The 26,242-nt window shown below is 73.7% G+C and carries 32 protein-coding genes; 13 read left to right on the top strand and 19 right to left on the bottom strand.

Annotated features, from left to right (window positions below; translation table 11 throughout):
• Nucleotides 1–30: 30 nt before the first annotated feature.
• The 4 genes from ACLE50_RS15805 to rsfS are packed head-to-tail and all read right to left on the bottom strand — an operon-like array spanning nucleotide 31 to nucleotide 3,215.
• The gene (locus ACLE50_RS15805; RefSeq protein WP_410944311.1) at nucleotides 31–1,476 is read right to left on the bottom strand and encodes a xylulokinase; all 1,446 of its coding nucleotides are present in this window, start codon (nucleotides 1,474–1,476) and stop codon (nucleotides 31–33) included.
• Nucleotides 1,473–2,204, bottom strand: a complete 732-nt coding sequence (gene octT, locus ACLE50_RS15800; RefSeq protein ID WP_410944310.1) for a diglucosylglycerate octanoyltransferase — start codon at nucleotides 2,202–2,204, stop codon at nucleotides 1,473–1,475. The genes ACLE50_RS15805 and octT overlap by 4 nt, the downstream gene beginning before the upstream one ends.
• On the bottom strand, nucleotides 2,197–2,817 hold the full coding sequence (locus ACLE50_RS15795) for a histidine phosphatase family protein (RefSeq protein ID WP_410944309.1): 621 nt from the start codon (nucleotides 2,815–2,817) through the stop codon (nucleotides 2,197–2,199). Before ACLE50_RS15795 ends, octT begins: the two co-directional genes overlap by 8 nt.
• A complete protein-coding gene (gene rsfS, locus ACLE50_RS15790; protein WP_410944308.1) occupies nucleotides 2,814–3,215 on the bottom strand; it encodes a ribosome silencing factor in 402 nt (133 codons plus the stop codon). Before rsfS ends, ACLE50_RS15795 begins: the two co-directional genes overlap by 4 nt.
• 213 nt (nucleotides 3,216–3,428) lie before the next feature.
• Here rsfS and ACLE50_RS15785 point away from each other — a divergent pair, with 213 nt between their 5' ends.
• Nucleotides 3,429–4,280: a MaoC/PaaZ C-terminal domain-containing protein gene (locus tag ACLE50_RS15785; protein ID WP_410944307.1), complete on the top strand. Its 852-nt coding sequence runs from the start codon at nucleotides 3,429–3,431 to the stop codon at nucleotides 4,278–4,280.
• 115 nt (nucleotides 4,281–4,395) lie between these two features.
• On the top strand, nucleotides 4,396–5,211 hold the full coding sequence (locus ACLE50_RS15780) for a class I SAM-dependent methyltransferase (RefSeq protein ID WP_410944306.1): 816 nt from the start codon (nucleotides 4,396–4,398) through the stop codon (nucleotides 5,209–5,211).
• Here the strand turns inward: ACLE50_RS15780 and ACLE50_RS15775 are convergent.
• Nucleotides 5,169–5,927, bottom strand: coding sequence for a class I SAM-dependent methyltransferase (locus tag ACLE50_RS15775; protein WP_410944305.1), 759 nt, complete (start codon nucleotides 5,925–5,927; stop codon nucleotides 5,169–5,171). The two genes, ACLE50_RS15780 and ACLE50_RS15775, sit on opposite strands and share 43 nt — an antisense overlap.
• Before the next feature lie 95 nt (nucleotides 5,928–6,022).
• Between ACLE50_RS15775 and ACLE50_RS15770 the strand changes: the two genes are divergently transcribed.
• Nucleotides 6,023–6,775 (top strand): DedA family protein, encoded by a 753-nt coding sequence (locus ACLE50_RS15770; protein WP_410944304.1) that lies wholly within the window; start codon nucleotides 6,023–6,025, stop codon nucleotides 6,773–6,775.
• A gap of 43 nt (nucleotides 6,776–6,818) precedes the next feature.
• The gene (locus ACLE50_RS15765) at nucleotides 6,819–7,481 is read left to right on the top strand and encodes a maleylpyruvate isomerase family mycothiol-dependent enzyme (protein ID WP_410944303.1); all 663 of its coding nucleotides are present in this window, start codon (nucleotides 6,819–6,821) and stop codon (nucleotides 7,479–7,481) included.
• Here ACLE50_RS15765 and ACLE50_RS15760 read toward each other — a convergent pair.
• The 3 genes from ACLE50_RS15760 to ACLE50_RS15750 all read right to left on the bottom strand — a co-directional run bounded on the left by ACLE50_RS15760 (nucleotide 7,466) and on the right by ACLE50_RS15750 (nucleotide 9,540).
• Nucleotides 7,466–8,014: a dihydrofolate reductase family protein gene (locus tag ACLE50_RS15760; protein ID WP_410944302.1), complete on the bottom strand. Its 549-nt coding sequence runs from the start codon at nucleotides 8,012–8,014 to the stop codon at nucleotides 7,466–7,468. The two genes, ACLE50_RS15765 and ACLE50_RS15760, sit on opposite strands and share 16 nt — an antisense overlap.
• Nucleotides 8,015–8,104: 90 nt before the next feature.
• Nucleotides 8,105–8,302 carry a ferredoxin gene (locus tag ACLE50_RS15755; protein WP_410944301.1) on the bottom strand — a complete coding sequence of 66 codons (198 nt, stop codon included), beginning with the start codon at nucleotides 8,300–8,302 and terminating at the stop codon, nucleotides 8,105–8,107.
• A gap of 14 nt (nucleotides 8,303–8,316) precedes the next feature.
• Nucleotides 8,317–9,540 (bottom strand): cytochrome P450, encoded by a 1,224-nt coding sequence (locus ACLE50_RS15750; RefSeq protein ID WP_410944300.1) that lies wholly within the window; start codon nucleotides 9,538–9,540, stop codon nucleotides 8,317–8,319.
• A gap of 129 nt (nucleotides 9,541–9,669) precedes the next feature.
• Here ACLE50_RS15750 and ACLE50_RS15745 point away from each other — a divergent pair, with 129 nt between their 5' ends.
• Nucleotides 9,670–10,338, top strand: a complete 669-nt coding sequence (locus ACLE50_RS15745; protein WP_410944299.1) for a TetR/AcrR family transcriptional regulator — start codon at nucleotides 9,670–9,672, stop codon at nucleotides 10,336–10,338.
• A 14-nt stretch (nucleotides 10,339–10,352) separates the two neighbouring features.
• Here ACLE50_RS15745 and ACLE50_RS15740 read toward each other — a convergent pair whose 3' ends face one another.
• Both ACLE50_RS15740 and ACLE50_RS15735 read right to left on the bottom strand, forming a co-directional pair.
• Nucleotides 10,353–11,414: an alpha/beta fold hydrolase gene (locus ACLE50_RS15740; RefSeq protein WP_410944298.1), complete on the bottom strand. Its 1,062-nt coding sequence runs from the start codon at nucleotides 11,412–11,414 to the stop codon at nucleotides 10,353–10,355.
• Nucleotides 11,415–11,512: 98 nt separating this feature from the next.
• Nucleotides 11,513–12,019, bottom strand: coding sequence for a hypothetical protein (locus ACLE50_RS15735; protein ID WP_410944297.1), 507 nt, complete (start codon nucleotides 12,017–12,019; stop codon nucleotides 11,513–11,515).
• Nucleotides 12,020–12,183: 164 nt separating this feature from the next.
• On the opposite strand from ACLE50_RS15735, the gene ACLE50_RS15730 reads away from it, so the two are divergent.
• From ACLE50_RS15730 to ACLE50_RS15720, 3 genes are all read left to right on the top strand, one after another.
• The gene (locus tag ACLE50_RS15730) at nucleotides 12,184–12,783 is read left to right on the top strand and encodes a hypothetical protein (RefSeq protein ID WP_410944296.1); all 600 of its coding nucleotides are present in this window, start codon (nucleotides 12,184–12,186) and stop codon (nucleotides 12,781–12,783) included.
• Between the two features lie 115 nt (nucleotides 12,784–12,898).
• Nucleotides 12,899–13,348: a DUF4396 domain-containing protein gene (locus tag ACLE50_RS15725; RefSeq protein WP_410944295.1), complete on the top strand. Its 450-nt coding sequence runs from the start codon at nucleotides 12,899–12,901 to the stop codon at nucleotides 13,346–13,348.
• Between the two features lie 82 nt (nucleotides 13,349–13,430).
• Nucleotides 13,431–14,126: a hypothetical protein gene (locus ACLE50_RS15720; RefSeq protein ID WP_410944294.1), complete on the top strand. Its 696-nt coding sequence runs from the start codon at nucleotides 13,431–13,433 to the stop codon at nucleotides 14,124–14,126.
• A gap of 80 nt (nucleotides 14,127–14,206) precedes the next feature.
• Here the strand turns inward: ACLE50_RS15720 and ACLE50_RS15715 are convergent, their stop codons facing one another.
• From ACLE50_RS15715 to ACLE50_RS15695, 5 genes are all read right to left on the bottom strand, one after another.
• The gene (locus ACLE50_RS15715; RefSeq protein WP_410944293.1) at nucleotides 14,207–14,530 is read right to left on the bottom strand and encodes a hypothetical protein; all 324 of its coding nucleotides are present in this window, start codon (nucleotides 14,528–14,530) and stop codon (nucleotides 14,207–14,209) included.
• On the bottom strand, nucleotides 14,527–14,724 hold the full coding sequence (locus ACLE50_RS15710; protein WP_410944292.1) for a hypothetical protein: 198 nt from the start codon (nucleotides 14,722–14,724) through the stop codon (nucleotides 14,527–14,529). The genes ACLE50_RS15715 and ACLE50_RS15710 overlap by 4 nt, the downstream gene beginning before the upstream one ends.
• An 89-nt stretch (nucleotides 14,725–14,813) precedes the next feature.
• The gene (locus ACLE50_RS15705) at nucleotides 14,814–15,764 is read right to left on the bottom strand and encodes a helix-turn-helix domain-containing protein (protein ID WP_410944291.1); all 951 of its coding nucleotides are present in this window, start codon (nucleotides 15,762–15,764) and stop codon (nucleotides 14,814–14,816) included.
• Between the two features lie 266 nt (nucleotides 15,765–16,030).
• Nucleotides 16,031–16,657, bottom strand: coding sequence for an MBL fold metallo-hydrolase (locus ACLE50_RS15700; protein ID WP_410944290.1), 627 nt, complete (start codon nucleotides 16,655–16,657; stop codon nucleotides 16,031–16,033).
• The gene (locus ACLE50_RS15695; protein WP_410944289.1) at nucleotides 16,657–17,745 is read right to left on the bottom strand and encodes an S-(hydroxymethyl)mycothiol dehydrogenase; all 1,089 of its coding nucleotides are present in this window, start codon (nucleotides 17,743–17,745) and stop codon (nucleotides 16,657–16,659) included. The genes ACLE50_RS15700 and ACLE50_RS15695 overlap by 1 nt, the downstream gene beginning before the upstream one ends.
• Nucleotides 17,746–18,046: 301 nt before the next feature.
• On the opposite strand from ACLE50_RS15695, the gene ACLE50_RS15690 reads away from it, so the two are divergent.
• Entirely contained in the window at nucleotides 18,047–19,324 is a 1,278-nt protein-coding gene (locus ACLE50_RS15690) for a sensor histidine kinase (RefSeq protein WP_410944288.1), read from the top strand.
• Complete coding sequence (locus tag ACLE50_RS15685) at nucleotides 19,321–19,995, top strand: response regulator (RefSeq protein ID WP_410944287.1); 675 nt, start codon at nucleotides 19,321–19,323, stop codon at nucleotides 19,993–19,995. The genes ACLE50_RS15690 and ACLE50_RS15685 overlap by 4 nt, the downstream gene beginning before the upstream one ends.
• Nucleotides 19,996–20,016: 21 nt before the next feature.
• Here the strand turns inward: ACLE50_RS15685 and ACLE50_RS15680 are convergent, their stop codons facing one another.
• Nucleotides 20,017–20,919: a CPBP family intramembrane glutamic endopeptidase gene (locus ACLE50_RS15680; protein WP_410944286.1), complete on the bottom strand. Its 903-nt coding sequence runs from the start codon at nucleotides 20,917–20,919 to the stop codon at nucleotides 20,017–20,019.
• A 254-nt stretch (nucleotides 20,920–21,173) separates the two neighbouring features.
• Entirely contained in the window at nucleotides 21,174–21,764 is a 591-nt protein-coding gene (gene nadD, locus ACLE50_RS15675) for a nicotinate-nucleotide adenylyltransferase (RefSeq protein WP_410944285.1), read from the bottom strand.
• A gap of 67 nt (nucleotides 21,765–21,831) precedes the next feature.
• Here nadD and ACLE50_RS15670 point away from each other — a divergent pair, with 67 nt between their 5' ends.
• Nucleotides 21,832–22,854 (top strand): acyl-CoA dehydrogenase family protein, encoded by a 1,023-nt coding sequence (locus tag ACLE50_RS15670; RefSeq protein WP_410944284.1) that lies wholly within the window; start codon nucleotides 21,832–21,834, stop codon nucleotides 22,852–22,854.
• Here ACLE50_RS15670 and ACLE50_RS15665 read toward each other — a convergent pair.
• Complete coding sequence (locus tag ACLE50_RS15665) at nucleotides 22,790–23,500, bottom strand: alpha-ketoglutarate-dependent dioxygenase AlkB (RefSeq protein ID WP_410944283.1); 711 nt, start codon at nucleotides 23,498–23,500, stop codon at nucleotides 22,790–22,792. The genes ACLE50_RS15670 and ACLE50_RS15665 overlap by 65 nt on opposite strands.
• A gap of 61 nt (nucleotides 23,501–23,561) precedes the next feature.
• On the opposite strand from ACLE50_RS15665, the gene ACLE50_RS15660 reads away from it, so the two are divergent.
• Entirely contained in the window at nucleotides 23,562–24,209 is a 648-nt protein-coding gene (locus ACLE50_RS15660; RefSeq protein ID WP_410944282.1) for a DUF7103 family protein, read from the top strand.
• Nucleotides 24,210–24,212: 3 nt separating this feature from the next.
• Here the strand turns inward: ACLE50_RS15660 and ACLE50_RS15655 are convergent, their stop codons facing one another.
• Nucleotides 24,213–25,247, bottom strand: a complete 1,035-nt coding sequence (locus ACLE50_RS15655) for an ABC transporter substrate-binding protein (protein WP_410944281.1) — start codon at nucleotides 25,245–25,247, stop codon at nucleotides 24,213–24,215.
• Nucleotides 25,248–25,375: 128 nt separating this feature from the next.
• Here ACLE50_RS15655 and ACLE50_RS15650 point away from each other — a divergent pair, with 128 nt between their 5' ends.
• A complete protein-coding gene (locus tag ACLE50_RS15650) occupies nucleotides 25,376–26,233 on the top strand; it encodes a hypothetical protein (RefSeq protein WP_410944280.1) in 858 nt (285 codons plus the stop codon).
• Nucleotides 26,234–26,242: the final 9 nt, after the last annotated feature.

Below are 26,242 nucleotides of genomic sequence, written 5' to 3'. Positions count from 1 at the left end.
CACGGGGGCGGCGACCGCGGCCCCGCCGGGCTATCCGGCGAACAGCGGTCCGAGCAGGCGCTGGGCCTCGAGATACCGGCCGTGCGCGTCGTCGTAGCGGGCCCGGGTGCGCGGGTCGGGGGTGAAGACCCGGTCGACCCGCACCATCCGTGCGGCCAGCTCCCCCACCGACGACGCCGCCCCCGTCGCGAGCCCGGCGAGCATCGCCGCGCCGAGCACCCCGGCGTCGGGCTCGGCGGTGCGGTGCAGCGGCCGGTCGAGCACGTCGGCCTTGATCCGGCACCACAGGTCGCTGCGCGATCCGCCGCCGCACGCGGTCAGGTGTGCGACGGGCCGGCCGGCTGCGGTCTCCAGCGCGGTCAGCACATGGCGCGCCGCGTGCGCGACCCCCTCGGCGGCGGCGCGGGCGAGCTCGGCGCGCCCGGTGCCGAAGGTGGCGCCGAGCCAGTGCGCGCGCAGCGAGGCGTCCCAGACCGGGGCGCGCTCCCCCGCGAGCTGGGGCAGGAACAGCAGCCCGTCGCAGCCGGGTTCGGCGGCCGCCGCGAGGTCGAGGACCCCGGCGACGTCCGCGCCGAGCACCGAGCCCGCCCAGGCGAGCGCGTCGCCACCGGCCTGGGTCGGCCCGGCGAGCACGTGCAGGCCCTGCCACGGCGGGAAGGCGACGACGCCGCGCCCGCCGGCGTCCGGGCCGGTGGCCGTCGCGAGCACCTCGGAGGTGCCGGCGACGTCGATGGCGTCGCCGGGTACGCAGACGCCGCCGCCGAGCAGCGCCGCCCAGGCGTCCATCGTCCCGGTGGCGACGGGCAGCCCGGCCGGGAGACCGCCGGCACCGGTGGTCTCGCCGACGACCGTCGCCGGGTCGGCGAGCGGTGGCAGCAGGTCGCGCAGGCCGGGGACCAGCAGGTCGAGCCGGTCCGGGTAGCGCCCGTCCGGGCCGACGAGCCCGATCGAGGAGATCGGGTCGGCGGCCACGGTGCCGGTGAGACGCAGCAGCAGCTGGTCCTTGGGTGCGAGGAGCCGCTCGGTGCGGGCCCAGACCTCGGGCCGGTGCGCGGCGAACCAGGCCGCGCGGGCGGCGGGGTGCGAGGCGTCGACGGTGCCGAGCCCGCCGCGCACCCGCGCCCGGTCGCCGTCGGGGAGGCGGTCGGTCAGCGCTGCGGCGGTCTCCGCGCACCGGCTGTCCTGCCAGGTCACCGCGGGGTGCAGCGGGGACCCTGCGGCGTCGGTGACGAGGTGGGTGTTGACCTGCCCGCACAGCCCGACAGCGGTGACGTCGCCGAGGACACCGGCTCCGGCGAGCTCGGCGACGGCGCCGGTCAGACCGGCCCACCAGTCGTCGGGATGCTGTTCGGCGTACCCGGGCGCCGGCCGGTGCGTGACGTGGCCGCGGCGGGCGGCCGCGAGGCGGGTGCCGTCGTCGTCGAACACGGCGGCCTTGACCGAGGTGGTGCCCAGGTCGATGCCGAGCAGCGTCACGGCGTACCCGTCCGGGTGCCGACCAGCTCCGCGACCGCGTCACCGACGACGCGATGACCGGCCCAGCCCCAGTGCATGCCGTCCGGGTTGCCGTGCCCGCCCAGCACGTGCGCGGCGACCAGCGACGGGGTCTCGACCAGCGAGAGCTGCGGTGCGGTCTCCGCCCAGCGGCGGATCGCGCGTTCGGTCGCGGCGTGGTGCGGGTGGGCGCCGCCGTAGTCGGCCGCACGGTGCACCGACGGCAGCAACGCCAGGACGGGCAGGCCCGGCCGCAGCGCGTGGATGCCGGCCCGGCAACGCTCCAGGTAGGCGACGGTCAGCCGCGGCGGCAGCGTCGCGGGGCCGCCGCCGGGCAGCCGGGCGAACGCGGGCGCCAGGACGGGCTGCGCCTTCCGGTAGCTCGCGCGGACCAGGCGGCGCAGCGGCTCGGGCCGCACCACCGGGATCAGCTCGCGCAGCGCCGTCGGCAGCGGGGAGGGCAGGGCGTCCATGCCGGAGACCCCGAGCACGACGGCATCGGCCCGGGGCAGCGCCGCCCACACCCGGGGGTCGCCGGTCAGCGCGGACCAGGCGTGCCGGGCGGTCCAGCCGGCCCGGGCGACGATCTCGGCTCGCCCGCCGAGGCGGGCCGCGGCCAGGTTCGGCCACAGCCGCGGCTCGTCGGCCGGGTAGGGCCGGTCGGGGCCGTGGAAGGCCAGCGAGTCACCCAGGACCAGCAGGTCAGGCACCGATGTTGTACCCCGAGAGCCGCCAGCGGGGGTGGTCGTCGCGCCGGGCCACGACGGCCCACTTCGCGTTGCCCATCCCGCCGATCACCGGCCACGACGCCTCGGGCAGGTCCAGCAGGCCGCACACCATCCCGGCGATCATGCCGCCGTGGGCGACGAGCAGCACCGAGCGCTCCTCGGGGTCGTCGGCCCAGGCGAGGTCGAGCTCCTCGACCACCGGCAGGGCGCGGGCGACGACGTCGACCCGGGACTCGCCGCCCGGCGGGGTCCAGCGCGGATCGGACCGCCAGTCGGCGATGGCGCCCGGGTCCTCGGCCTCGATCTCCTCGACGGTCCGGCCCTGCCAGGCCCCGAGGTGAGTCTCGCGCAGCCGCTTGTCGACCTCGACCGGCAGCCCGATGACCTCGGCGACGGCGAGCGCGGTGTCGTGGGCGCGGGTGAGGTCCGAGGAGATGATCCGGTCGAACGGGAACCCCGCGAGGTACGGCGCCGCGGCCGCGGCCTGGGCGTGCCCGTCGCCGGTCAGCTGGGTGTCCAGATGGCCCTGCATCCGGCCGCCGGCGTTGTACTCGGTCTGCCCGTGCCGCAGCAGGGTGACCCTGCGCAGGGTCATGCGTCTCCGCCGGGCACCGCGTCCGGCTCCGGCGGCGGGGCGTCGTCGGGGACCGCGATCGTCGGGCAGTCCTTCCACAGCCGGTCCAGGCCGTAGAAGCCGCGCTGCTCGGTGTGCATGACGTGCACGACGATGTCGTTGAAGTCGAGGAGGACCCAGCCGTTGTCCGCGTCACCCTCGCGCCGGGTGGGCTTGTGGCCGCGCTCGCGCAGCTTCTCCTCGACGGCGTCGACGATCGCCTGCACCTGGCGCTCGTTCTGCGCCGACGCCAGCACGAAGCAGTCGGTCAGGGCCATCTGCTCGGACACGTCGAGCGCGACGATGTCGGCGGCCTTCTTGTCCGCGGCGGCGGCCGCGGCGACCTTCGTCATCTCGATCGCCTCGGATGATGCCGTCACTGCGTCTCACGTCTCCCGGGTTCGGCTGCTCCCCGGTGTAGTCGTCCGAGGAGCACTCAGTGTGTCAGCCGGGGTGCCGGAAACGAGCGCGGGCTCGCCCTGCGTGCGGGGTCGCGGACCGGAGCGCGCACCGGTCGGGGCACGACGCTTGGGCCCGGCGGCCCGAGCGGATAGGTTTCACGACCACGGTGGACCGTCGAAGGAGACTCCCCAATGACCCTGGCACCGAACCTGGCCGGAACACAGTGCGAACCAGTCAACTTCGCGTGGGAACGCGACGACGTGCTGCTCTACGCCGTCGCCGTGGGTGCCGGCGCGGACGACCCGACGACCGAGCTGGCGCTGACCACCGAGGACACCGGCGGGGTCCGCACAGCGGTGCTGCCGTCGTTCGCCGAGGTGATCACGCGCAAGGCCCGCGTCGACCTCGGCTCGCCGGACCCGGCGTCGCTGGTGCACGCCGAGCAGTCGGTACGGCTGGCCGCGCCGCTGCCGGTGTCGGGCTGGGCGCGGGTCACCGCGACCGTCACCGACGTCGTCGACCTCGGTTCGGGGGCGCTGATCCGCACCGAGGCGCACGCCGCGGACCCCGAGACCGGGGCTCCGCTGTTCAGCACGGTGCGCTCGTCGTTCCTGAAGGGCGCCGGTGGCTTCGGCGGCGAGCGCCCGGAGCCGCGGCCGGACCCGGTGCCCGACCGCGAGCCCGACGTCGTGGTCACCGAGCGGACCGCGGGCAACCAGGCGCTGATCTACCGGCTCACCGGTGACCGCAACCCGCTGTGCTCGGACCCCGCCGTCGCCGCGCGCGGCGGCTACGACCGGCCGATCCTGCAGGGCATGTGCACGTTCGGTTTCGCCGCGCGGGCGGTCGTCGCGGCCGTGTGCGACGGCGACCCGTCACGCATCGCCTCGCTGGATGCCCGCTTCACCGCGCCGGTGTACCCGGGCCAGACGCTGACGGTGTCGGTGTGGCGGACCGACGACGGCGCCGCTTTCCGCGTCGCCGTCGACGACGGTGCGGTCGTGGTCGATCGCGGATCCGCGACCCTGTTCCCCGTCGCCTGATCCCGGCACGCCGGAGCCCGGGTGACCCGGCCGACCACGGGCAACCTGGTCCCGGGTCACCCGGTCCCCGGGTCCCGGGTCCCGGCGCACCGCAGCCGGTCGTAGCGTGGCCGCCGTGACGACTCCGAACCCGCAGCAACGGGCGGCCTGGTCGGGACGGTCCGGTGACCACTGGGCGGCACACCCCGACCGGTACGAGGCCGGCGTCGCCGAGTACCGGGACGCCCTCGCCGCGGCGGCGGACGTTCGCCCGGGCGAGCAGGTGCTCGATGTCGGCTGTGGCTTCGGCACCACGACCATCGACGCGGCCCGCGCCGCCGGACCGGACGGGCACGCGCTCGGCGTCGACCTGTCCCCGCAGCTGCTGGAGCTGGCGCGCGAGCGCGCGGCCGCCGCGGGTGTCCCGGCGACGTTCGCCCTGGCCGACGCCCAGACCGACCGGTTCGGGCCCGTGGACCTGGTCCTCAGCCGCAACGGCGTGATGTTCTTCGACGACCCGGCCGCGGCGTTCGCGAACCTGCGCCGCGCGCTGCGCCCGGGTGGGCGGATCGTGCTGCAGGTGTGGCAGTCCTGGGAGCGCCAGGAGTGGCTGCATGCGGTGCACGAGGCCCTCGGGCTGCCGGCGGCGGCGCCGGAGGGGCCGAGCCCGGTCTCGCTCGGCGACCCCGACCGGATCCGCGCGCTGCTGACCGGGGCCGGGTTCACCGACATCGTCGTCGACGGTCTCGCGCGGCCGATGTGGCTGGGCGCCGACGTCGACGACGCCGCGCAGTACCAGCTGTCCCGGGTCGGCCCGGACCTCGCCGAGCGCACCGGGGAGCAGCGCGACGCGGCCGTCGCGGCGCTGCGCGAGTCCCTCGCGGCGCACCTCGGCCCGGACGGCGTCGTCTACGACTCCGCGGTGTGGCTGGTGCGCGGGCGCAGCACGTAGCCGGTGTAGCCGTAGTCGGCGCCGAACTGCTCGCGGATCCGGATCTCCCGGCCGACCTCGTCGAGCGCAGCCGGGTCCAGCCCGTCCTCGCGCAGCAGCTCCAGCCGCGCGCCCAGCGGGCGGTAGTAGGCGTCCCAGTCGGTGCCCGGCAACAGGTAGAGCGCCTGCACGGTGTATCCGGCACGCTGCGCGGCGGCGACGTTCTGCTCGGTCGTCCGCATGCCGGGGTACAGCCGGTCCCAGAACTCGCGTGCCCCGGCCGCCGGCTCGGGCGTCGTCCACTCCGCCTCGGTGAGCACCAGCGCCCCGCCCGGGGCGAGCAGCCGGCGCCAGCCGGCCAGCGCCGCGTCGAACCCCATGACGTAGGCGGCACCCTCGGCCCAGACGAGATCGGCCTCGCCGTCGGGCAGCGGCAGATCCTCCATCGGGGCGCGCACCGGCCGCACCCGCTCTCCCAGCCCGGACGTCGACGCCCGCACCTGCAGCCGGCGCAGGAACGGCTCGTGCAGGTCGACCGCGATCACCTCGCCACCCGTCGCGGCGGCTAGCGGCAGCGTCGCCGGCCCTGTGCCGCAACCGATGTCGACGATGCGGGGCGCGTCGGGCACCTCTCCGACGAGCTGCAGCAGCAGCGCTGTCGTCTCCTCCGACCCGGGGGCTTCACGGGGCAGGTCCTCGTGCGCGGCGGCGAACGCCTGTTCCAGCCGAGTGGTCACAGTTCCCCGAGCGTGCCAGTGCCGCAGAACCCCCGCATCCCTCCCGACGACGGGTGGGGCCACGGGCCCGCACCCACGCCCGCCACAATGGGGCCGTGCACGTCGACGCCCTCCTCCACGCCATCCCCCCGCTGGCCGTCTACGTCCTCTGCGGGCTCGTGGTCGGTGTCGAGAGCATCGGCGTCCCGTTGCCCGGTGAAATCGTGCTCGTCGGAGCATCGCTGCTGGCCGCGCAGCCGCACAGCCTGCTGAACCCGTTCGCCATCGCCGGCTGCGCCGCGGCGGGGGCGATCATCGGCGACTCGATCGGCTACTCGATCGGCCGCCGCTACGGCACCACGCTGCTGGAACGCCTGGGACGCAGGTTCCCGAAGCATCTGGGGCCTGCCCACCTCGCCGTCGGGCAGAAGATCTTCGACAAGCACGGCGTCTGGGCGGTGCTGTTCGGCCGCTTCGTCGCGATCCTGCGCATCCTCGCCGGGCCGCTCGCCGGGGCGATGCGGATGAGCTACCCCGCGTTCCTCGCCGCGAACGCGACCGGCGCGATCCTGTGGGCCGGTGGCACCACGTTCGGCATCTACGCCCTGGGCATCGTCGCCGAGACCTGGCTCAAGCGGTTCTCCTGGGTCGGCCTGGTCGTCGCCGTCATCGGCGGGCTCCTGGTGTCGCGCATGGTCCGCAACCGTGTCGAGCGGGCCGCGCAGGCGCACGACGGCGCCGGGGCACCGGACGGCACAGGGCACGACAGCAACGGACACGACGGCACCGGGCACGACGGGACCGAGGACGACGGGACCGAGGACGCCGCGCACGAGAGCGCGCCCCAGTGCGTCCGCCGGGAGGACTGAGCCCGGGCTGCGGCCGGCGTCGCCTCGGAGCAGACTCGCCGCCGTGACCACGGCCCGCAGCGTCCCGAGCACCCTGGCCGCCGCCGAGCGCGCCGATCTCGCCGACCTGCTCGCGACGCTCACGCCCGGGCAGTGGGACGCCCCGTCGCTGTGCGCGGGCTGGCGGGTGCGCGACGTCGTCGCCCACCTCATCGCCTACGACGGCCTGCCGTGGCGTGAGCTGCTCGGCCACGCCGTAAGGGCACGGTTCTCCCTCGACCGGATCAACGACGCGCTGGTCGCCGAGTGGGCCACCCGCGACACCGCCGAGCTGGTCGCCGAGATCCGGGCTCACCCATACCCGTCCGGACTGGTCGCGATGTTCGGCGGCCGGGTCGGGTTGCTCGACGTGCTGCTCCACCAGCAGGACATCCGCCGCCCGCTCGGGCTGCCGCGGGTCGTGCCGCCGGACCGGCTCGCCGTCGTCCTGGAGTTCGCCGCGGGTGCCCCGCCGATCCGCTGGCGCCGCCGCTGCCGCGGGCTCCGGATGCTGGCGACCGACCTGGACTTCCGGTACGGCGACGGCCTCGACGTGGCGGGCCCGGCGGAGGCGCTGCTGGTCGCCGGAGCCGGCCGGGCCGACGCGCTGGACGAGCTCGCCGGTACCGGCGTCGGCGTGCTCGCCGAGCGGATCGCGGCCGAGCAGGCGGCTCAGCCCGCGGCGTGACGGGTGTAGGAGACCCCGTTCGCGAACGACGCGGTCTCCACCAGCCGCAGGTCCGCCGACCAGCCGTCGGGGAACAGCCGCCGCCCGCGGCCCTGCACGACGGGGTAGCGGAACAGCCGGTACTCGTCGACCAGCCCGGCCTCGATCAGGGTGTGGCACAGCGTGATGCTGCCGGTGACGACGATGTCGGCGCCGTCCTGCTCCTTCAGCGCGCGGACCTCGGCGACCGGGTCACCGGACAGGACCGTCGAGTTCTGCCAGTCCGGGTCGGTCAGCGTCGAGGACACGACGTACTTCTGCACCTGGTTCAGGTAGTCGGTGATCCCGGTGGTGTCGTCGGTCTGCTTCGGCCAGAAGCCGCGGAAGTCGGTGAAGGTCTGCCTGCCGAGCAGCGTCGCGTCGGACGCGGCGTCCTGCCGGTGCAGCTCGGCGAGCTGCTCGTCCTGGCCCTCCGCGGTGGGGTCGAACCAGTCGCCGAGCATCTCCACGGCGCCGTCGAGGGTGATGTTCTGGGTGATCGCGAGCGTGCGCACGGGGTGCCTCCACGGTCGTCGGTGCGGGTACACCAGGGACGACCGTGGAGGCGTCCGGATCTCATCGATCCGGCCGGAGAAGTCCCGGAATCAGTTCTCGTGCACGGTGATCGCCCCGGCCGGGCAGCCCCGCGCCGCGTCGCGCACGGCCGGGTACTCCGACTCCGGCGGTTCGGCGTCGAGCAGCTCGACGATCGCGTCGTCGTCACGCTGGTCGAACACCTCGGGTGCGGTGAGCAGGCACTGCCCGGACCCGATGCAGGCGTCCTTGTCGACCTCGATCTTCACGGCGCTCCCCTCCCTCACCAGGTGACCGGCAGGCTGCGGACGCCCCCGGTGATGTGGTCGGCGCGGACATCGAGCTCGTCGAGCCCGATCGCCATCCTCAGCTCCGGCAGCCGCCGCGCCAGCGTCGCGAACACCGCACGCAGCTCGGTGCGGGCCAGGCTGGCGCCGATGCAGAAGTGCGGGCCGTGACCGAACCCGACATGCCCCCGCTCGGAGCGGTCCGGGTCGAAGGTCTCGGCCTCGCCGAACACGTCGACGTCGCGGTTGGCCGCGTTGATCGACAGGATGACGGCGTCGCCGCGGGCGATGGTGACCCCGCCGATCTCGACGTCTTCGTGCGCATAGCGCAGCAGCCCCAGGTCACCGGGGGCGCCGAGGCGCATGACCTCCTCGATGACGGCGTCGACCCGCCCGTCGGGGTCGTCGGCGAGGGCGTCCCACTGGTCGCGGTTGGTCATCAGGAACAGGACCCCGAGCCCGATCCGGTTGACCGTGGTCTCGTGCCCGGCGAACAGCAGCCCGACGCAGAGCCGGACCAGCTCCTCGTAGCCGAAGGTCTCGTCCTGCGCCTGGGCCTGCACCAGGTCGGAGATGACGTCCTCGCCCGGCTCGGCCCGCTTGGCCTCGGCCAGCCCGGCCATGTAACGGCCGAACTCGATCCGCGCGTCCTGGGCGTCCTGCCCGGAGAACGTCGCCATCCGGTCGGACAGGGCGCGGAAGTAGTCGCCGTCGGCCTCGGGGACGCCGAGCAGCGAGCAGATGACCGCCACCGGCAGCGGGAACGCCAGGTGCGCGTGCAGGTCGACGACGCCGTCCCCGCCGGCCGCGACCGAGGCGTCGTGGTCGGCGACCATCGCGTCGACGTAGCCGTCGACGAGCTCCTGGACGTGCCCGGACAGCCGCCGCATCCGCTTCGCCGAGAACGCCGGCGTGAGCAGCCGGCGCATCCGGGTGTGCTCCTGGGCCTCGGTGTCGTAGTTGCCGGTCGGGCCGTCCTGCACCGCGGCCGTACTGAGCCTCGACGCCTTCTCCGGCTCCGGGTGGGAACGTCCGAACCGCTTGTCCCCCAGCAGCTCGCGCACCTCGGAGAAGCGGGTGGCGAGCCAGGCGGGGTCCCCCGCGGGGGTGGTGACGGCGGCGATCGGGGCCTCGCGGCGCAGCACGGCGTACAGCGGGGCGATGTCGATCAGGTTGGGCCGGGTGAACGGGAGCTCGTGGCGGGCCGCGGCGAGGGTCATCGGCGTCCTCCTTCGTGGTGGGTACCCCGAGCCTACGATTTGTTGGCAGTACCTGCCAGAAAAATGACGGATTATGGTTGCCGAGTTGCCGGACGTCCGGATCGCACGTCCGGACCGGGAGGAGGAACCGTGAGCGCACAGCGGGAGACCGGGCGCCGGGGGCGCCCCCCGCTGTCCGAGCGCGACCGGGTCGCGCAGCGCCTCGCGATCTCCCGGCACGCGGTGCGGCTGTTCCGCGAGCGCGGGGTCGCGGCCACCTCCGGCACCGACGTCGCAGTGGCGGCCGGGATCTCCGAGCGGACGCTGTGGCGGCTGTTCCGCACCAAGGAGGCCCTGGTCGAGCCACTGCTCACCGAGTCGCTGGAGAGCTTCCGCGAGATCCTGCGGTCCTGGCCCGACGGCGTCGACCTGGCCGACCACCTGCGCGAGGCCTATCAGTTCCTGCCCGAGCCCTCCTCCGGCGACGCCGGGACCGCGGCCGCCGGAGACAGCGAGGCGGTGCTCGCGATCGTCCGGATGACCCGCGAGGCACCGGGCCTGCGGGCGGTCTGGCTGGTGCTGCACGAGCGCGCCGAGCCGACCATCGCCGCGGTGCTCGCACCCCGGCTCGGACTGCCCGCCGACGCCCCCGAGGTACGGCTGCAGGCCGCGACGCTCAACGCGGCCTTCCGGGTCGCGACCGACGACGTCGCGCAGGCCACGACCACCGGCAGCGTCGCCGAGGTGACCGGGAGCCACCGCCGCCACCTCGCGGAGATCCTGCGGGCCGCGACCCGGATCCCCGCCGCGGACACCTGAGCAGGGCGGTGCGCTCAGGCCTCGGTGTCGAGCAGCTCCTGCAGGTACTGGTCGACCTGGCCGATGTAGGTCGGCGTGATCCCGAACAGGCCGAGGTGACCGGCCGGGTCCTCGACCACCCGGATCGTCGCGTGCGGGGTCAGCTCCAGCTCGGACTCGTGGTCGCGGACCGGGAAGAACATGTCCTCGTCGATCGGGATGATCCGGGTGACGGCCTCGGTCCGGTCCAGCGCCGCGGCGAGGTCGCCCCCGGCGTGCCGGGCGACGTCGCCGTGCTGCCACTTCCACGCCATGCAGAGCAGGTCGTTGGGGTCCATCGCGGTGAAGTACGGCTCGAGGAAGCCGGTCAGGAACTCCTCCTTGCTGCCGAAGCCCAGCCCGCGCCAGAGCTCCTGCTTCCACCACTCGGTGGAGAACCCGACGACCGCCCAGATGCCGGCGTGCCGCTTGAGCCCGTCGACGACGTCGGCGTTGGAGGAGTACTCGCCGTCCTTGAACCCGGGGTCGGAGGTGATGGCGTCGCACAGGGCCGTCACGTACAGCTCGTCGTGCGGGGTGATCTGCGCGGTGCCCGCGATCGGCGCGGCGCGGCGGACCTTGTCCGGGAACCGGACCATCCACTCGTAGGTCTGCTGGGCGCCCATCGACCCGCCGACGACCAGCGCGAGGGACTCGATACCGAAGTGCTCGCGCAGCAGCTGCTCCTGGGCGCGGACGTCGTCGCCGATCCGGACGCGCGGGAACCTCGACATCCCGATGCTCGCGTTGGCGCCGGAGGCGTTGTGCGGGCTGGTCGACAGGCCGTCGCCGATCTGGTTGACGACGACGATGAAGTACTTCTCCGGGTTCAGCGCGTGGTCGGGGCCGATGTAGACGTCGCGCCAGATCTGGTGGGTGCCCGAGTACCAGGTGCTGACGAGGATCGCGTTGTCCTTCGCCTCGTTCAGCTCCCCGAAGGTGGCGACGGCGAGCTGCAGGTCCGGGACGACCCCGCCCTCCTCCAGCGCGAACTCACCGAGACCGATCAGGTCGTAGTCGCCGTGGAACTCGTGGGTGTAGTACGGGTTCTCGATCACCGTTGATCCTCGTTCCGCCGCCCGGCGTGGTCACCCCCGACTCTCCACCGTTGTGATCGGCGACACAAGGACCGGCTGCATCCGGGCCCGGAACGACCTCACCCCGAGAACAGGCCCGGGCTCATGTAGAGGACGAGGCCGATCATCAGCGCGACGATGACGCAGCCGACCACCAGGAGCGCGAGCGTCCAGCCGGCGTCCGCGGGCCGGGCGGCCTGCCCGCCGTCCACCTGCCCGTTGCCCTCCGCCGACCGGTCGTTCCCCGCCGGCCGCTCGCGGGGCGGGACCGCGGTGGCCCGGTAGGTCATGTGCGGGTCGTCGAGGTCCTCGGCACGCGGGGTGACCTCCGCCGGGACCGGCCGGTGCTGCGGTCCGCCCGCGGGCTCCGGGCCCGCACCGGCCGGAACCCGCTGGGGCCCCGACGACTGCGGCCCGGCCCACTGCGGACCCGGCAGGTTCGGCCGCGGCGCCGCCTGGGAGCCGTCCCCCAGGTTCCCGACGTACGGCCGCCCGGCCGGCGCCGCCTGCCGGTTCGGCTCGGGGCGGGCGCCACCCGGGATCGGGCGGTCCATGATGCGCGCGGTCTGGTCGTCCTCGAGGCCCATACCGGTTCAACGGCTCGCACGGCCGCGGGCGACCCCCAACCGCCCCATCGGACCACTGCTCGCCGGAACCGTCGCGGACGGTGACCGGACCACCTCCCGAGATGCGACCGTTCGAGGTCCGGGGGGCCGCAGAGGCGAAGATCACGCGAGCGTACGGTGCCGGAATGGCTACCTCCGAGACGACCACGGACACCCTGACCGAGGAGAAGACGGAGACCGTCACGAACGGGGAGGAGACCCGCGCGACCGCGGTCTCCGACCAGGACGGGCCCGCGAAGGCCGCTCCCGAGCGGGTCTCGGCGGACGCCTCCACCTCCGCGGACGAGACCGCGAAGAAGACCTCCGACGGCGGGGCGATCGCCGGGGCCGGCGGCCTCGTCGGCGCGGCGCTCGGCCTGGCGTCGATCACCGGCACGTCGGTCACCGACATGATCCGCGCCCGCGCCGAGCTCGTCGGGCAGATCGACGCCGTCACCGGCGGCGGGGCAGGCGCGGACCAGATCGCCACGCTCTACGGCACCCCGTGGCACACCGCTGCGCTGGTCAACGGCATCGTCGCGGTCATCGCGACGATCATCGGCCTGGCCGTGGTGTTCGGGCCGGCCCGCAAGCCGGGAACCCCGGCCTGGGCGCGTGCCGTCGCGATCGCCGGGCTCGTGCTCGGCGTGCTCGGCCTGCTCGTCTCCGCGGGCATGGCGCTCGACCTGTTCGCCCCCGCACCCGCCATGCCGGCGATGCCGAGCATGCCGGGGATGCCCCGCTGACCTGCGTTCCCGCCCGCGATCCGTCGCGGGCGGGAATACCGGGACCCGGTCGCCGGTTGCCGTGGAATGGATACCCCCTAGGGGTACCTGAGCGGCTGCGGAAGGGGAGATCCCGGTGTCCGAGCACCACCACACGTCGTGGGCGGAGGCGGCCCGCGCGACGCTGCACTGCCTCACCGGCTGCGCGATCGGCGAGATCCTGGGGATGGTCGTCGGGACCGCGGTCGGCCTGCACAACGCGGGCACCGTCGTCCTGTCGGTGGTCCTCGCGTTCGCCTTCGGCTACGCGCTGACCATGCGCGGCGTTCTGCGGGCCGGCGTCCCGCTCGGCCGCGCGATCCGGATCGCACTCGCCGCGGACACGGTGTCGATCCTGGTCATGGAGATCGTCGACAACACCGTGGTCGTCGCGGTCCCCGGCGCGATGGACGCCGGGCTCGGCACCGTCCTGTTCTGGGCGTCGCTGGTGTTCTCCCTGGCCGTCGCCTTCGTCGTCGCGCTGCCGGTGAACCGGTGGATGATCGGGCGCGGACAGGGGCACGCGGTGGTGCACGCGTACCACTGAGCACCGGCCTCGGCCGGTCCTCACTTCTGATGACCTCGCCCGAACAGGGCAACACGGTGGTGCGGACGGCCGACAGGCAGGCGTGACCACCTACCGGAACTCCTTCGCCCCAGCGCCCGGCGCGCAGCCCTGGCCGCCCGCCCACTACTGGACGCCGACCCCGGCGCCCCGCCCCGGCCGCGCCTTCGCCTGGTGGGCGCTGGGCCTGGCCGCGTCGGTGTTCGTGCTGGGGTCGGTCACCGGGTTCGTCCCGGTCACCGTGCTGCTGTGGGTGGTCTCGCTGGTCGTCGCCATCGTCGCAGTGGCACGGGCCGCCAACGGCAGGGCCGGGGGACAGGCTCTCGCCGTCGTCGCACTCGTCGTCACCGGCGTGGCGTTCTTCGCGATGGTCGTCGGCTCGGCGTTGCACTCGACCGCCACGGCGGCGGACCCGACCGCGTCGGCCCCGATCACCAACACGCCCGCCCGCGCCGTCACCGACCGCGAGTGGCAGCTCATCGCACGCGACGCGGACGCCCACCGGGGCGAGCGGATCATCGTGCACGGCGAGGTGACCCAGGCCGACTCCGTGACCGGCACGTCGATGGTCCTGGCGCAGGTCTCGGGACAGCCGAGCGAGTACCCGGACAGCCAGGTCGCACTCAACGGCGGTGTGGGGAGCCTCGTCGAGGGCGACCGGTTCACCGCCGAGGTGATGGTCGACGGCACCTACGACTACACGACCGTCATGCGGGCCGAGACGTCCGTGCCCGACCTGCAGCTGATCGCGCTGCGCTGAGCAGGCGGTCGGCTACGACGGTCAGACATCGGTGATCTCCACACCCGGGTCGACCCGCATCAGCCTGCCGGGATCGGCGCTCAGGACCGGCCATCCCCGTTCCCGGGCTGTGTGAACCACGTGTCCGGCCAAGGCGTCGAACGCCCGGGCATCGTCGAGGAGCGCAGCAACCGCGGCCGCGGCGTCCGCATCCAGTTCACCGACGATCCCGACGGGTGCCCCAGCAGCTCAGCGAGCTGCGGGCCGGCGTCGACCAGGACGGTACGGACTTCGGTCAGAGCCAGGGTCGGTACGTAGAGCGCGATTCCCAGCTGCCGCGCGGTGGCAAGCCACGCGAGGACACCGAGGCGACCACGGACCAGGGCCGCCAACGCAGAGGCGTCGAGGACCTTGCCACCGATCACGCCGCTTCGGACACCGGGAGCGTCCGACGAATCTCCTCGTCACCGGGCCACGCCAGCCCGAGATCGGCGAAGACGGATCGGTAGTGCTCCAGCGTCGGGGCGCCGTGTCGCTCGACCATGCGGGACACCACGGCCGCCGCTCGGGCGTCGTCGCCGGCCCGGGCCTGCGCCGAACGCTGATCCTGCTGGGTCATGCCACCGAGAATAGCGCGATCCCGTCGCCACGAGGATCGTCGCAGGCCGGGAGGTCGATCCGGCCGGCAGCGAGCCACCCCGACGACGGCTACGCCGACCGGGCCACTCCGTCCAGCTCCCGGAAGTCCCCCGGCGTCATCCCGGTCTCCGACCGGAAGGTCCGGTAGAAGTGGCTGAGGTTGGAGAACCCGGTCTCGCGCGCCACCGCGCTCACCGGACGGCCCCGGTCGCGCAGCAGGTCCTTCGCAGTGTCGATGCGCACCGAGCGCAGCAGGCTCATGACCGAGGTGTCGGTGTCCTCGAACAGCCGGTACAGGCTCCGCCGCGACATCTGCACACCCGTGGCGATGGTGTCCGCGTCCAGGTCCGGGTCCGCGAGATGCGTCCGGATGAACGAGGTGACCTCGTTGTGCCGCAGGAACTCCGGCGCCTCGGGGGCCTGCGTGCTGCTCGCGTAGGTGAGCAACGTCGAGGCCAGCCCGGAGGCGTGCGGCAGCAGGAACTCCACGCCGTCGGGGTCGCGCTGCTGGGTCTCGGCGAAGTTCACGAAGAACGCGGCGACCGCCGACATGGCGCCCTTGCAGTCCAGAGGGACGGCCAGCAGGTCGGTGCCGCGCCGCAGCCCGGCCAGCGCGTAGGCCCGCTCGGCAGGCAGGCGTACGACGACCTGCTCGTAGGGACCCTCGTAGTGGAGCTCGAACGGCAGCGAGCTGTCGTAGAGCGCGAACGCCCCCGGCGACACGACCGCACTCCGGCCGGCCTGCTGCAACATCCCTGTCCCGGAGATCTGGAACGCGGCGAACAGGTAGTCCTCGTCCTCGTCGCCGTGGGTCAGCCGGCGGGGGCCGCGCCGGATGTGCTCGCCGGACGCGTGTTTCGTCGACAGCGCGAACGTCCCGTACTCGCCGGAGGTGACCTCACCGTGGAACTCCGGTGTGGTCGGGTCGGTGCCGACGTCGACGTAGGCCTGGCGCCGGACGTTCCGCCAGTAGTCGACCGCGTGCTGCCGGTCCACCTCGTCGGTGGACCATCGGGTCACGCGCGAGGATCCGGGTGGCGCGCTGGGTGTCGTCACAGTGGGCTCCCGACGTCGCCCGGGCCGGTGGGCGGCTCCGGAGCTCGCCCACCACGGACCCGGGTACCTGCACCGACCGTGGCCCACGGGCCGCGGTCATCCGCGGAGATCGATGATATGCGCGGGAGAGCATCCCACCCCACGCCACCACCCGCGAGCCCGGGCGGGGCCGTGGTGATCCACGACGCCCGCCCGGCAGCGGCACGGTCTCCCGGCCCCGGTCTCTCGCCTCAGTGCCCCCGGGCGATCCACTCCTCCAGGTGCGGTGACTCGTCGCCGATCTTCGTCGAGTCACCGTGCCCGGTGCGGACCTGCGTGTCCCCGGGCAGGGTCAGCAGCGTCGACCGGATCGACTCGATGATCGTGTCGAAGTCCGAGTACGAGCGCCCGGTCGCGCCGGGGCCGCCGCAGAACATCGTGTCGCCGGTGAACACGATGCCCAGCTCGGGTGCGTAGAGGCACGACGAGCCCGGCGAGTGCCCCGGGGTCTGCAGCACCCGCAGGGCGATGCCGCCGGCGGTGACCGTGTCGCCGTCGTGCAGCTCCTGGTCGGGCTTGCGGTCCGGCCAGGTCATGTCCCACAGCACCTTCTCCGCAGGGTTCAGCAGGATCGGCGCGCCGAACCGGTCGGCGAGCTGCGGGGCCTGGTTGACGTGGTCGTCGTGGGCGTGGGTGCACACGACGGCCTTCACCTCGCGGTCACCCACGGCGGCGGCGATGGCATCGGCGTCGTGCGCGGCGTCCACGACGACGACCTCGCGGTCGTCGCCGACGATCCAGACGTTGTTGTCGACCTCGAAGCTGCCGCCGTCGAGGTTGAACGTGCCGGACGTGACGACGTGGTCGACCGGCGCCATCAGAGAACCACCACCGACCGCAGGACCTCACCGGCGTGCATCTTCTCGAAGGCCTGCTCGACCTGGTCGATGTCGATGGTCTCGGTGACGAACTTGTCCAGCGGGAACCGCCCCTGCAGGTACAGGTCGACGTAGGTCGGAAAGTCGCGGCTGGGCAGGCAGTCGCCGTACCAGGCCGACTTCAGCGCCCCGCCGCGGGCGAAGTAGTCGATCATCGGGATCGGCGGGGCCGTGAGGTCGGGCATCGGCACCCCGACCAGGACGACGGTGCCGGCCAGGTCGCGGGCGTAGAACGCCTGCTCGTAGGTCTCGGGGCGGCCGACCGCCTCGATGACGACATCCGCGCCGTTGCCGTCGGTGGCGCCGCGGATGAACTCGACCGGGTCGGTCTCCTTCGGGTTCACCGTGTGCGTCGCGCCGAACTCCTCGGCCCACTTGAGCTTGTTCGGGTCGGGGTCCACGGCGATGATCGTCGTCGCGCCCGCGAGCTTGGCCCCGGCGATCGCGGCGTCACCGACACCACCGCAGCCGATCACCGCAATCGAGTCGCCGCGACCGATCTGCCCGGTGTTCACCGCCGCACCGAGGCCGGCCATGACCCCGCAGCCCAGCAGACCCGCGGCCTCGGCCGACGCCTCCGGGTTCACCTTCGTGCACTGCCCCGCCGCGACCAGGGTCTTCTCGGCGAACGCGCCGATCCCCAGGGCCGGGGACAGCTCGGTGCCGTCGGTCAGCGTCATCTTCTGCGTCGCGTTGTGCGTGTCGAAGCACAGGTGCGGCTTGCCCTTCTTACAGGCCCGGCACACCCCGCAGACGGCGCGCCAGTTCAGCACCACGTAGTCCCCCGGCTCGACGTCGGTGACGCCCTCGCCGACGGCCTCGACCGTGCCCGCGGCCTCGTGGCCGAGCAGGAACGGGAACTCGTCGTTGATCCCACCCAGCTTGTAGTGCAGGTCGGTGTGGCACACCCCGCAGGCCTGGATCGCGACGACCGCCTCGCCCGGTCCCGGATCGGGGATGACGATCGTCTCGACGGTGACCGGCTCGCCCTTGGCGCGGGCCACGACCCCACGTACCTCTTGCGACATCGTCGTACTCACTTCCTCCGTCGAGTCGCTCCGGCGGACCCGTGCAGGCGTCACGACTCGGCGATCGGCTCGAACCTCGGTTCGAGAAGCATGCATGGATGCTTCTGCTTCCTGGACGCCCTCAGGCTAGGAGCAGACGGGCCGCCTGTCGTTGGTCAGCTGTGCCAGCGCGTTGCCGATCCGTGCCAGAGCCGTGCCGGCGACGCGCGTCGTCGTCCCGCAGCCCCGCCCCGGTCACGCCGCCGCCCGTCCCGCGGGGATGATGGACCCACGACCCGAGTCCCGACTCCGGAGGAGGCCCGTGCCCGCGCCCGCGCAGCCGTTGCACCCGCGCACCGCGGTGGGCTGCGCCGTGGTCGCGATCGCGCTGCTGCTGTTCCTGCCGTGGGCAGCGGCGACCGACCCGGGGCTCGGTACGGCGGCGCTGCCCGGCGAGGCCGGCTGGTGGCTTGCCGTCGCGGTGCTGCTGACGCAGGCGGCCCTGGTCAGCTGGGTCGGACGGGCGCCGGCGGTACTGCCGCCCGTGGTGAGCGCGGTACCGCTGATCGTGATCGCGGCGACGCCGGGGGCGGTGTTCAGCATCGGCGCCGTCGCCGTGGCGACCGCGGTGTTCCTCGCCGTCGTCGCCCGCTCCTCGACGCGGCTGTGGCCCGGGCTGCTCTGCACCGGGCTGGTGCTGGGGATCGGGCAGTTCGCCAACGAGGTCCACACCTTCGGGACCCCCACGACGACGGCACTGATCACGTCACCGCTGCACGTGGTCATCGTCGTCGGGCTGCCGCTGCTGCTCGGGCTCGTGATCGCCTCGCGCCGGGACGCCGACGCCGCCCGCACCGAACAGGTCGCGGCGCTGCGCCGCGAGCAGGGCGCGGTGCTGCAGGCCGAGATGGCACGGCAGCGCACGGCCCTGTCCCGGGAGCTGCACGACATCGCGGCGCACCACATGTCCGGTATCGCGGTGATCGCCGCGGCGATGGACCGGCAGATCGACTCCGACCCCGCGACCGCCAAGCAGTCCGCCCGCCAGATCCGTGAGCAGAGCCGGGCCGTCCTCGACGACCTGCGACGGCTGGTCGGGCTGCTGCGCGAGGAGGCCGACGCCGCCCGCCCGGTCGAGACCCTGGAGTCGGTCACCGCGCTGGTGGAGGAGCGGCGCGCGTACGGGGCCGAGATCGACCTCGTGGTGCCGGAGCACGTCGTCGAGCCGGGGCCGCTGACCCAGCTCGTCGTCTACCGGATGGTGCAGGAGTCGCTGGCGAACGCGGCGGCGCATGCGCCGGGCGCACACTGTGTCGTCGAGCTCGCGGCACCGGACGCGACGCAGCTGCAGGTCCGCGTGCGCAACGGCGTCCCCACCGGACCGGACCGCGGGCCCGGTGGCGGGTTCGGCCTGCTCGGGATGGCCGAACGGGCCCAGCTCGTCGGCGCGGAGCTCCGGCACGGCCCCACCTCCGACGGCGGCTGGGAGGTCGCGCTGACGCTCCCGCTCGATGACCCGCCGCCGCTCCCGCTCGATGACCCGCCGGCCACGAACTCCACTGCCCCGAACCGCACTGCACTCCGGGAGGAACCCGCATGATCCGCGTCGTCGTCGCCGACGACCAGCCGCTGGTCCGGGCCGGGCTCGCGGCGCTGCTCGGCGCCGAACCGGACGTCGAGGTGGTCGGCGTCGCCGCGGACGGGACCGAGGCGCTGGCCCTGACCCGCGAGCTGGTCCCCGACGTCGCCTGCCTGGACATCCGGATGCCCGGCCGCAGCGGCATCGAGGTGGCGCGCGAGCTGTGCGCGCCCGACGCCGACCCGGCCGTGCCGGTGCTCGTGCTGACCACGTTCGACCTCGACGACTACGTGTTCGGCGCGCTCGAGGCGGGGGCCTCCGGGTTCCTGCTCAAGGACTCCGACCCCGAGGACATCGTGCACGCCGTCCGGCAGGTCGCCGCAGGCCGCGGCACCATCGACCAGACGCTGACCCGGCGGATCCTGCGCGAGTTCGTGCAGCGGCGCAGCCTGCAGCCGGTGACCGGGCGTCGCGCCGAGGACCTGCTGACCCGGCGCGAACACGACATCCTGCTGCTGCTCGCCCAGGGGATGTCGAACGGCGACATCGCCGAGACGCTCGTGCTCGAGGTCTCGACGGTGAAGTCGCACCTGGCCCGGATGCTGCCCAAGCTCGGGGTGACCTCGCGGCTGCAGGCGGTCGTATGGGCCTACCAGAACCACGTCGTCGACGTGCCGGCCCCGGGCCGCTGAGCGGACCCGGGGCCCGGCGGGTCATTCGACCGCGGAGGCCGGCCGGTAGCCCAGCCGCCCTCGGGTGCCGATCAGGACCAGTCCCCCGGCGACGACGGCGCCGGCCGCCATCGCGTGCATCGCGTGGTCGCCGTCGATGGCCGGGAACATCTCGGTCCACATGATCGAGGCGAAGTTGTTGGCGCTGACGTGGGCCAGCATCGCCAGCGGCAGGGACTCCCCGGTGCGGTTGAACACCCAGCTCATGACGAAGTTGAACGCCACGCAGAAGACCACGAACGCGACCGGACGGGTCCAGCTCGCGTCGGGCCAGCCGCCCCAGTCGGTGAAGAACAGCGGCAGGTGCCAGACCGCCCACAACGGGCCCAGGACGGCCGACGCGAGCAGCGGGCCGAACCGGCGCTGCAGGCGGGGCAGCGCGAAGTCCCGCCAGCCCGGCTCCTCGGCCAGACCGGTGGTGACCATCTGGAGGATCAGCCCGGGCACGAAGGAGACGAGGGCGATCATCGACGGGGTGCTCACCTGCCCGCCGGAGAACACGAAGCCGGTCGCCAGCATCGCCGCGGGCACGCCGAGCAGCGTGATCGCGTACCAGTGCCACCGGACGCGCCAGCGCCACATCCGGCCCAGCCAGATCCGCAGCCCGCTGCGACCGTCGGCGATCACGGTGACCAGCAGCGCGGCTCCGATCGGGCCGAGGTAGGCACCGGGCAGCATGCCGAGGATCTGACTGGTGCCCAGCACCTCAGGGATCCGGAAGTCCCAGAGACCGATCCCGTTGCGGGACAGGACGTAGGGAGCCCAGGCCAGCCAGCTGAGCAGGTCGGCGAGTACGAAGAAGGTCAGCAGTGGACGGCGGCGGATGAAGCCGCGCAGACCGTCGTCGGCCGGACTCGATGCCGGTCGGATCTCGGAGATTCTCATGGCTGGAATGCTCTGTCGCGGAGGGCATCCGCTTCGAGCGGCGAACGACCGAACCCGCGCGGTGCCATCGAAAGTTGCAGGTGCGGCCGAGCGGTGTCAGGGGGCCGTCGCGTGCTCGCGGACCGACAGCAGCCGTTGGCACGATCGCGTCATGCCGGCGGCTCGGCACTCGCAGCACACCGTTTCCGTACGTGGCACATGCTGCAGCGTGTGCTGCGTACGGAAACGGTGTGCTGCGGCGCGGGAGGGGACGCTCAGTCCTCCGCGCCGTACAGCTTCCGCTTCGAGATGTACTGCACCACCCCGTCCGGCACGAGGTACCAGACCGGGCGGCCTGCGGCGACACGGTTGCGGCATTCGCTGGACGAGATCGCCATCGCGGGCACCTCGACCAGGGTCACCGAGCCGTCGGGCAGGTGGCCGTCGGCCAGCTCGTAGCCGGGGCGGGTGACGCCGACGAAGTGGGCGTAGCGGAACATCTCGTCGACCTTGCGCCAGGACAGGATCTGCTGGAGCGCGTCGGCGCCGGTGATGAAGAACAGCTGCGCGTCGGGCATCGCGCGGTGCAGGTCGGCGAGGGTGTCGGCGGTGTAGGTCGGGCCGTCACGGTCGATGTCGACGCGGCTGACCGAGAACCGCGGGTTCGACGCCGTCGCGATCACCGTCATCAGGTAGCGGTCCTCGGCGGGTGACACGGCGCGGTTCGACTTCTGCCACGGCTGCCCGGTCGGGACGAACACGACCTCGTCGAGGTCGAACCGGTCGCCGACCTCGCTGGCGGCGACGAGGTGACCGTGGTGGATCGGGTCGAACGTCCCGCCCATCACGCCGATCTTGCGCTGCATCGCCGCAGACTATGCGGTCGCCTCCGGAAGTGACACGTGCGGCGCGAATCCAAGTAAGGTGACCCTTATGAACCCTCCTGTCGCAACAGGTCTGGATCATCCGCTCGTCGTGCGCGCCCGCGAGATCGCCGACGACGTCCTCTTCCGCGACGCCGTCGAGGTCGACCGCACCGGCCATGTCCCGCAGGAACACTGGGACCTGCTGGCCCGCGAGGGCTTCTACGGGCTGGCCAAGGAGGGTGCGCCGGAGCTACCCGGTCTCGTCGCGATCCTCGAGGCGCTCTTCGGCGGCTGCCTGTCGACGGCGTTCACCTGGGTCCAGCACCAGGGCGCAGTCTTCGGGCTGACCCACTCGAAGAACACCGAGCTGCGCGACGCGTACCTGCCGGACATGCTGGCCGGCCGGGCGAAGGCCGGTGTCGCGTTCGCCGGTGCGCTCGCCGATCCGCCGCGGCTGCGCGCCCACCCGGACGGCGAGGGCTACCTCCTCGACGGCGACGCCCCGTTCGTCAGCGGCTGGGGCGTGATCGACGTGCTGAGCGTGTCCGCGGTCGACCCCGACGGCAACGTCGTCTCCGGTCTGATCGACGCGCGCGAGGCCGACGGCCTTTCCGTCACCCCGCTGGACCTGCTCGCCGGACAGGGAACCGCGACCGTCCGGCTGCAGTTCGACGACTTCCCGCTCCCGGCCGGCCGCGTGATCTCGGTGGCGCCCTTGGCGGGGTTCGCGGCGTTTCAGACCTTCGGCTCCCGGCTCAACGCGAGCCTGGCCTGCGGGGTTGCCGACCGCGCGATCCGGCTGCTGCCCGACTCCGCCGCCGAGGCCGCGACGACCCTGCGCCGCTCGCTCGACGAGACCCGCACCGCCCTCGACGGCGGACTCGCCGACCCGGCGACGCTCCCGGCCGCCCGCGCCGCGGCGTCGGACCTGGCGCTGCGCGCCGCCGGCGCCCTCTTCGCCGCCACCGGCAGCACCGCGATGGACCCGGCCGGCCACCCGTCCCGACTGCTGCGCGAGGCGGCGTTCAGCCTGGTGGCGGCGAGCCGTCCGGAGATGCGCGCGCTCCTGGTCGACCGCCTGGCGGACTGAGACCGCCCGCCGGATCACCGGGCGATCCCGGGTACAGGTGCCGGAACTGGATGCTGATCCGCGGCCCGCACGCCGCACGCGTCTTGGGCACCGAGTGCTGCCAGGTCCGCTGGCACGACCCGCCCATCACCAGCAGGTCCCCCGATGCGAGCGGGAACGACACCGAGCTGCCGCCGCCGGTGGGGCGCAGCCGCAGCGGACGCGTCGCCCCGAGCGCCACCAGAGCGACGACCGCCTCGGGCCGCTCCCGGGCGACCCGGTCGCCGTGCCAGGCGACCCCGTCCGCCCCGTCCCGGTACAGGTTCACGCCGACCTGACTGAACGCCACGTCGTAGTGCGCGCCGAGCTCGACGGCCATCCCGGTCAGCCGCCCCGGGACCTCCGGCTCGGGCAGCAGCCAGCGGTGGGTGAGCCGTGGCTCGTCGACCACGCGGTCGTACATCCGGCGGCGATGCCCGCGGAACGGCACCCGGGCCAGCAGCAGGTCGAACAACCCGTCCGGATCGGCGACCCATCCGGGCACGACGTCCACCCACGCCCCTCCCGCGAGCTCGTGGCGGAACGCCGACCCGAGGCCGGGCAGCGCGCCGCCCGGGGAGTCGGGGTGCGGATCGGCGAACAGCGATCCCTGCCAGCAGGCGTCCACGGCCGACACGCTACCCGAATTCGACCGCATGTTCGACTGCGTTCCTGCGATGATCTTGCCCATGACGACCGCAGCCCCCCGCGAAGGCGGAGCCGTCCTCTCCTACGTCGGGCTCCGCCGGGCCGTCGGACTGATCGGCCTGCTGCTGCCGTTCGTGCTGGTCATCGGCGACCAGCTGCTCGGCGAGCACGGCCTGCGCTCCTCGATCAGCAGCTACTACTACTCCCCGGTGCGCGACATCTTCGTCGGCAGCCTGTGCGCGGTCGGCGTCTTCCTGTTCTGCTACCGCTACGAGCGCCCGGACGCGATCCTCGGCAACATCACCGGCGGCGCCGCGGTCGCCGTGGCCCTGCTGCCGACCGTCCCACCGGGGGTCGTCACGCCTGCCCAGCGGTTCGTCGGGACCCTGCACCTGATCTCGGCGGCGATCTTCTTCGTCGGCCTGGCGCTGTTCTGCCTGCGGCTGTTCGTCCGCGGCGAGCCCGGCGGACGCAAGGCGGCCCGCAACCTCGTCTACCGGATCTGCGGCTGGACGATCATCGGCTGCCTGGTGCTCGCCGCGCTGACCGGGCTGCTGCTGCCCGACCCGGTCAAGGAGGAGTTCGAGACGCTGTTCTGGCTGGAGTCGCTGGCGATCCTCGCGTTCGGTGTCGCGTGGCTGGTCAAGGGCGACACCGTGCTGCGCGACCCCACCGCCTCCTCGGTCTGACGGTCAGGCCTTCCCGTCCGCGGCACGAGCGAGGACGGGCAGGTAGTCGCCGAGCACCCACGGCAGCGACAGCACCGACGGCGCCGAGGTCGCGACCACCTTCGCGTTGCCGACGACGGCGGCGAGCCCGCGGCGCCGCACCGCCGGCATGGTCGCGACGGCGGCGTCGGTGCGGAACCGGCGCACGTCGTCGTCGGAGGCGAAGAAGCCGATCACCAGGTCGGAGTCGATGCGCGACAGCAGCTCCGGACTGACGGTGTAGTAGACCGAGCCGTCCCGCACGGCGTCGCGCTCGGCGGAGCCGTCGAGGGTGAGGCCGAGGTCGGTGACCAGCTGGACGCGGGCGTCGGCGGCGCGGAACAGGCCGAGGCGGCCGCCGTCGAGACCGCCAGTGTAGACGAAGGTCTTCCCCGCCAGCTGCGGGTAGCGCTGCGTCGCCCCGGCCAGCTGTGCCTCGGTGTCGGCGATCAGGCGGTCCGCGCGGGCCGGGTCCCCGAAGACCTGCCCGGCGACGCGGGTCTGCTCACGCCAGCCGGTGGAGTACTCCGCGTCCGGGTAGGCGACGGTCGGCGCGATCTCCGAGAGCTGCGCGTACTCCTGCGGGGTGAGCCCGGAGTAGGTCGCCAGCACCAGATCGGGCTTCGCCGCGGCGACGCCCTCGAACGGGACCGCGGTGACGTCACCGCTGCCGATGACCTGCGGGAACGGTCCGCCGGTCCGCTCGATCGCGGTGCGCACCCAGGGCAGGACGCCCTCGGCGTCGCCGCCGTAGGTGGTCTTCGGGATCGCGACGGGGAGCACGCCCATCGCCAGCGCGACGTCGGTGTTCGACGCCCCGAGCGTCACCACGCGCCGCGGGCGGTCCGGGATCACCGTCTCACCGAGCCGGTGGCGGATCGTCACCGGGAACCCGGGTGCCGCCGGGGCGGGACCGCTCACGGCGGGCCCCTCGGCCCCGCAGGCGGTGAGCCCGCCGATCCCGGCGAGCAGCAGTCCGGCACCGGCGAGGACGCGACGACGGCTGACGGGGGCGGGCATGGACGTCCTCCTCGAGCAGTGGAAGGTGAGCCTAACCTGATCGGGGGAACGGCCCGCTCGGCTCCCACCACCCGACGTCCGGCGACGCGACGACCGGCCGCCCGTCGCACCCCGGTAGCGTCCCGGTCATGCCAGCTCCGGACACCGGCGACCGGGCTCCCCGCGGCACCGGCTCCCCCGCCCCCGACCGGCCCGCGCCCGACCTCCCGGCCTACCCCGACGCCGCCCCCGACGGCTCCGCGGGCGCGGTCGCCGCGACCGCCGTCGCCGCCGGACAGCACGCCGGCAGGCAGGACACCGCCGGGCAGCACGCCGGCGCACAGGACCCCGCTGGGCAGGACACCGCCGGGCAGGACACCGACCGGGGCGCACGCCCGGGCCCCGTGGCTCCCGCCGGGCCGTGGCCGACCGTCCGGCCCGCCACCGCCCGCACCGTCGCGATCCGCCGCGCGCTCGCGGTGCTCGCGCTCGTCTACGGCGTGGCCGTGTACTGGATCGCCACCGACGTCCTGTCCCGGGCCGAGCACCTGCTGGCCGGGGTTGTCGTCGGCGGGCTGCTGAACCTCGTCGGCGTCGTGCTGCTGTGGCTCTACGCCCAGCGGACCCCGGCCCGGGTCGAGCCCGCCCGTGGCCCGGACATGGGCCTGGTGCGCGACCGCGCCGTCGCCCGGAAGGTGCTGCGCTCCGGGCTGACCCCGGACGGTGAGCAGCGCAGGCTCGTCGCCGTCGACGTCCTCGCCGATGCACCGGTCCCGCTGATCACCGGCGGGACGTTCGCGCTGCTCGGGCCGCTGGTCGTCGCCGTCGCGCACGACTCGGGTCCGTTCGGCTGGGCCGGTCCGCTGACCGCCGGGCTGATCGTCGTCGTGCTGGCGCTGGTCGGGGTGCGGGCGTGGCGGGCGTACGCGCTGCACAAGCTCGCCGATGCCAAGCACACCGTGCCGCGGTTCGAGGAGTCCGGGACACCCTGGCAGCCCTGGCCCTGATCCCGGCCC

The sequence above is a fragment of the Pseudonocardia phyllosphaerae genome, assembly GCF_046546475.1.
GTDB classification, from domain to species: Bacteria; Actinomycetota; Actinomycetes; order Mycobacteriales; family Pseudonocardiaceae; genus Pseudonocardia; species Pseudonocardia phyllosphaerae.
Note: the sequence above shows the minus strand (reverse complement) of the source record. Positions and strands in the feature narration are given on the sequence as shown.

Excerpts from the sequence above, each read along its gene's own strand:
- ACLE50_RS15795 (WP_410944309.1), bottom strand. The coding sequence starts at position 2,817 with ATGACCCTGCGCAGGGTCACCCTGCTGCGGCACGGGCAGACCGAGTAC.
- ACLE50_RS15785 (WP_410944307.1), top strand. The coding sequence starts at position 3,429 with ATGACCCTGGCACCGAACCTGGCCGGAACACAGTGCGAACCAGTCAAC.
- ACLE50_RS15750 (WP_410944300.1), bottom strand. The coding sequence starts at position 9,540 with ATGACCCTCGCCGCGGCCCGCCACGAGCTCCCGTTCACCCGGCCCAAC.
- ACLE50_RS15735 (WP_410944297.1), bottom strand. The coding sequence starts at position 12,019 with ATGGGCCTCGAGGACGACCAGACCGCGCGCATCATGGACCGCCCGATC.
- ACLE50_RS15730 (WP_410944296.1), top strand. The coding sequence starts at position 12,184 with ATGGCTACCTCCGAGACGACCACGGACACCCTGACCGAGGAGAAGACG.
- ACLE50_RS15710 (WP_410944292.1), bottom strand. The coding sequence starts at position 14,724 with ATGACCCAGCAGGATCAGCGTTCGGCGCAGGCCCGGGCCGGCGACGAC.
- ACLE50_RS15700 (WP_410944290.1), bottom strand. The coding sequence starts at position 16,657 with ATGGCGCCGGTCGACCACGTCGTCACGTCCGGCACGTTCAACCTCGAC.
- ACLE50_RS15695 (WP_410944289.1), bottom strand. The coding sequence starts at position 17,745 with ATGTCGCAAGAGGTACGTGGGGTCGTGGCCCGCGCCAAGGGCGAGCCG.
- ACLE50_RS15685 (WP_410944287.1), top strand. The coding sequence starts at position 19,321 with ATGATCCGCGTCGTCGTCGCCGACGACCAGCCGCTGGTCCGGGCCGGG.
- ACLE50_RS15680 (WP_410944286.1), bottom strand. The coding sequence starts at position 20,919 with ATGAGAATCTCCGAGATCCGACCGGCATCGAGTCCGGCCGACGACGGT.
- nadD (WP_410944285.1), bottom strand. The coding sequence starts at position 21,764 with ATGCAGCGCAAGATCGGCGTGATGGGCGGGACGTTCGACCCGATCCAC.
- ACLE50_RS15670 (WP_410944284.1), top strand. The coding sequence starts at position 21,832 with ATGAACCCTCCTGTCGCAACAGGTCTGGATCATCCGCTCGTCGTGCGC.
- ACLE50_RS15660 (WP_410944282.1), top strand. The coding sequence starts at position 23,562 with ATGACGACCGCAGCCCCCCGCGAAGGCGGAGCCGTCCTCTCCTACGTC.
- ACLE50_RS15655 (WP_410944281.1), bottom strand. The coding sequence starts at position 25,247 with ATGCCCGCCCCCGTCAGCCGTCGTCGCGTCCTCGCCGGTGCCGGACTG.
- ACLE50_RS15650 (WP_410944280.1), top strand. The coding sequence starts at position 25,376 with ATGCCAGCTCCGGACACCGGCGACCGGGCTCCCCGCGGCACCGGCTCC.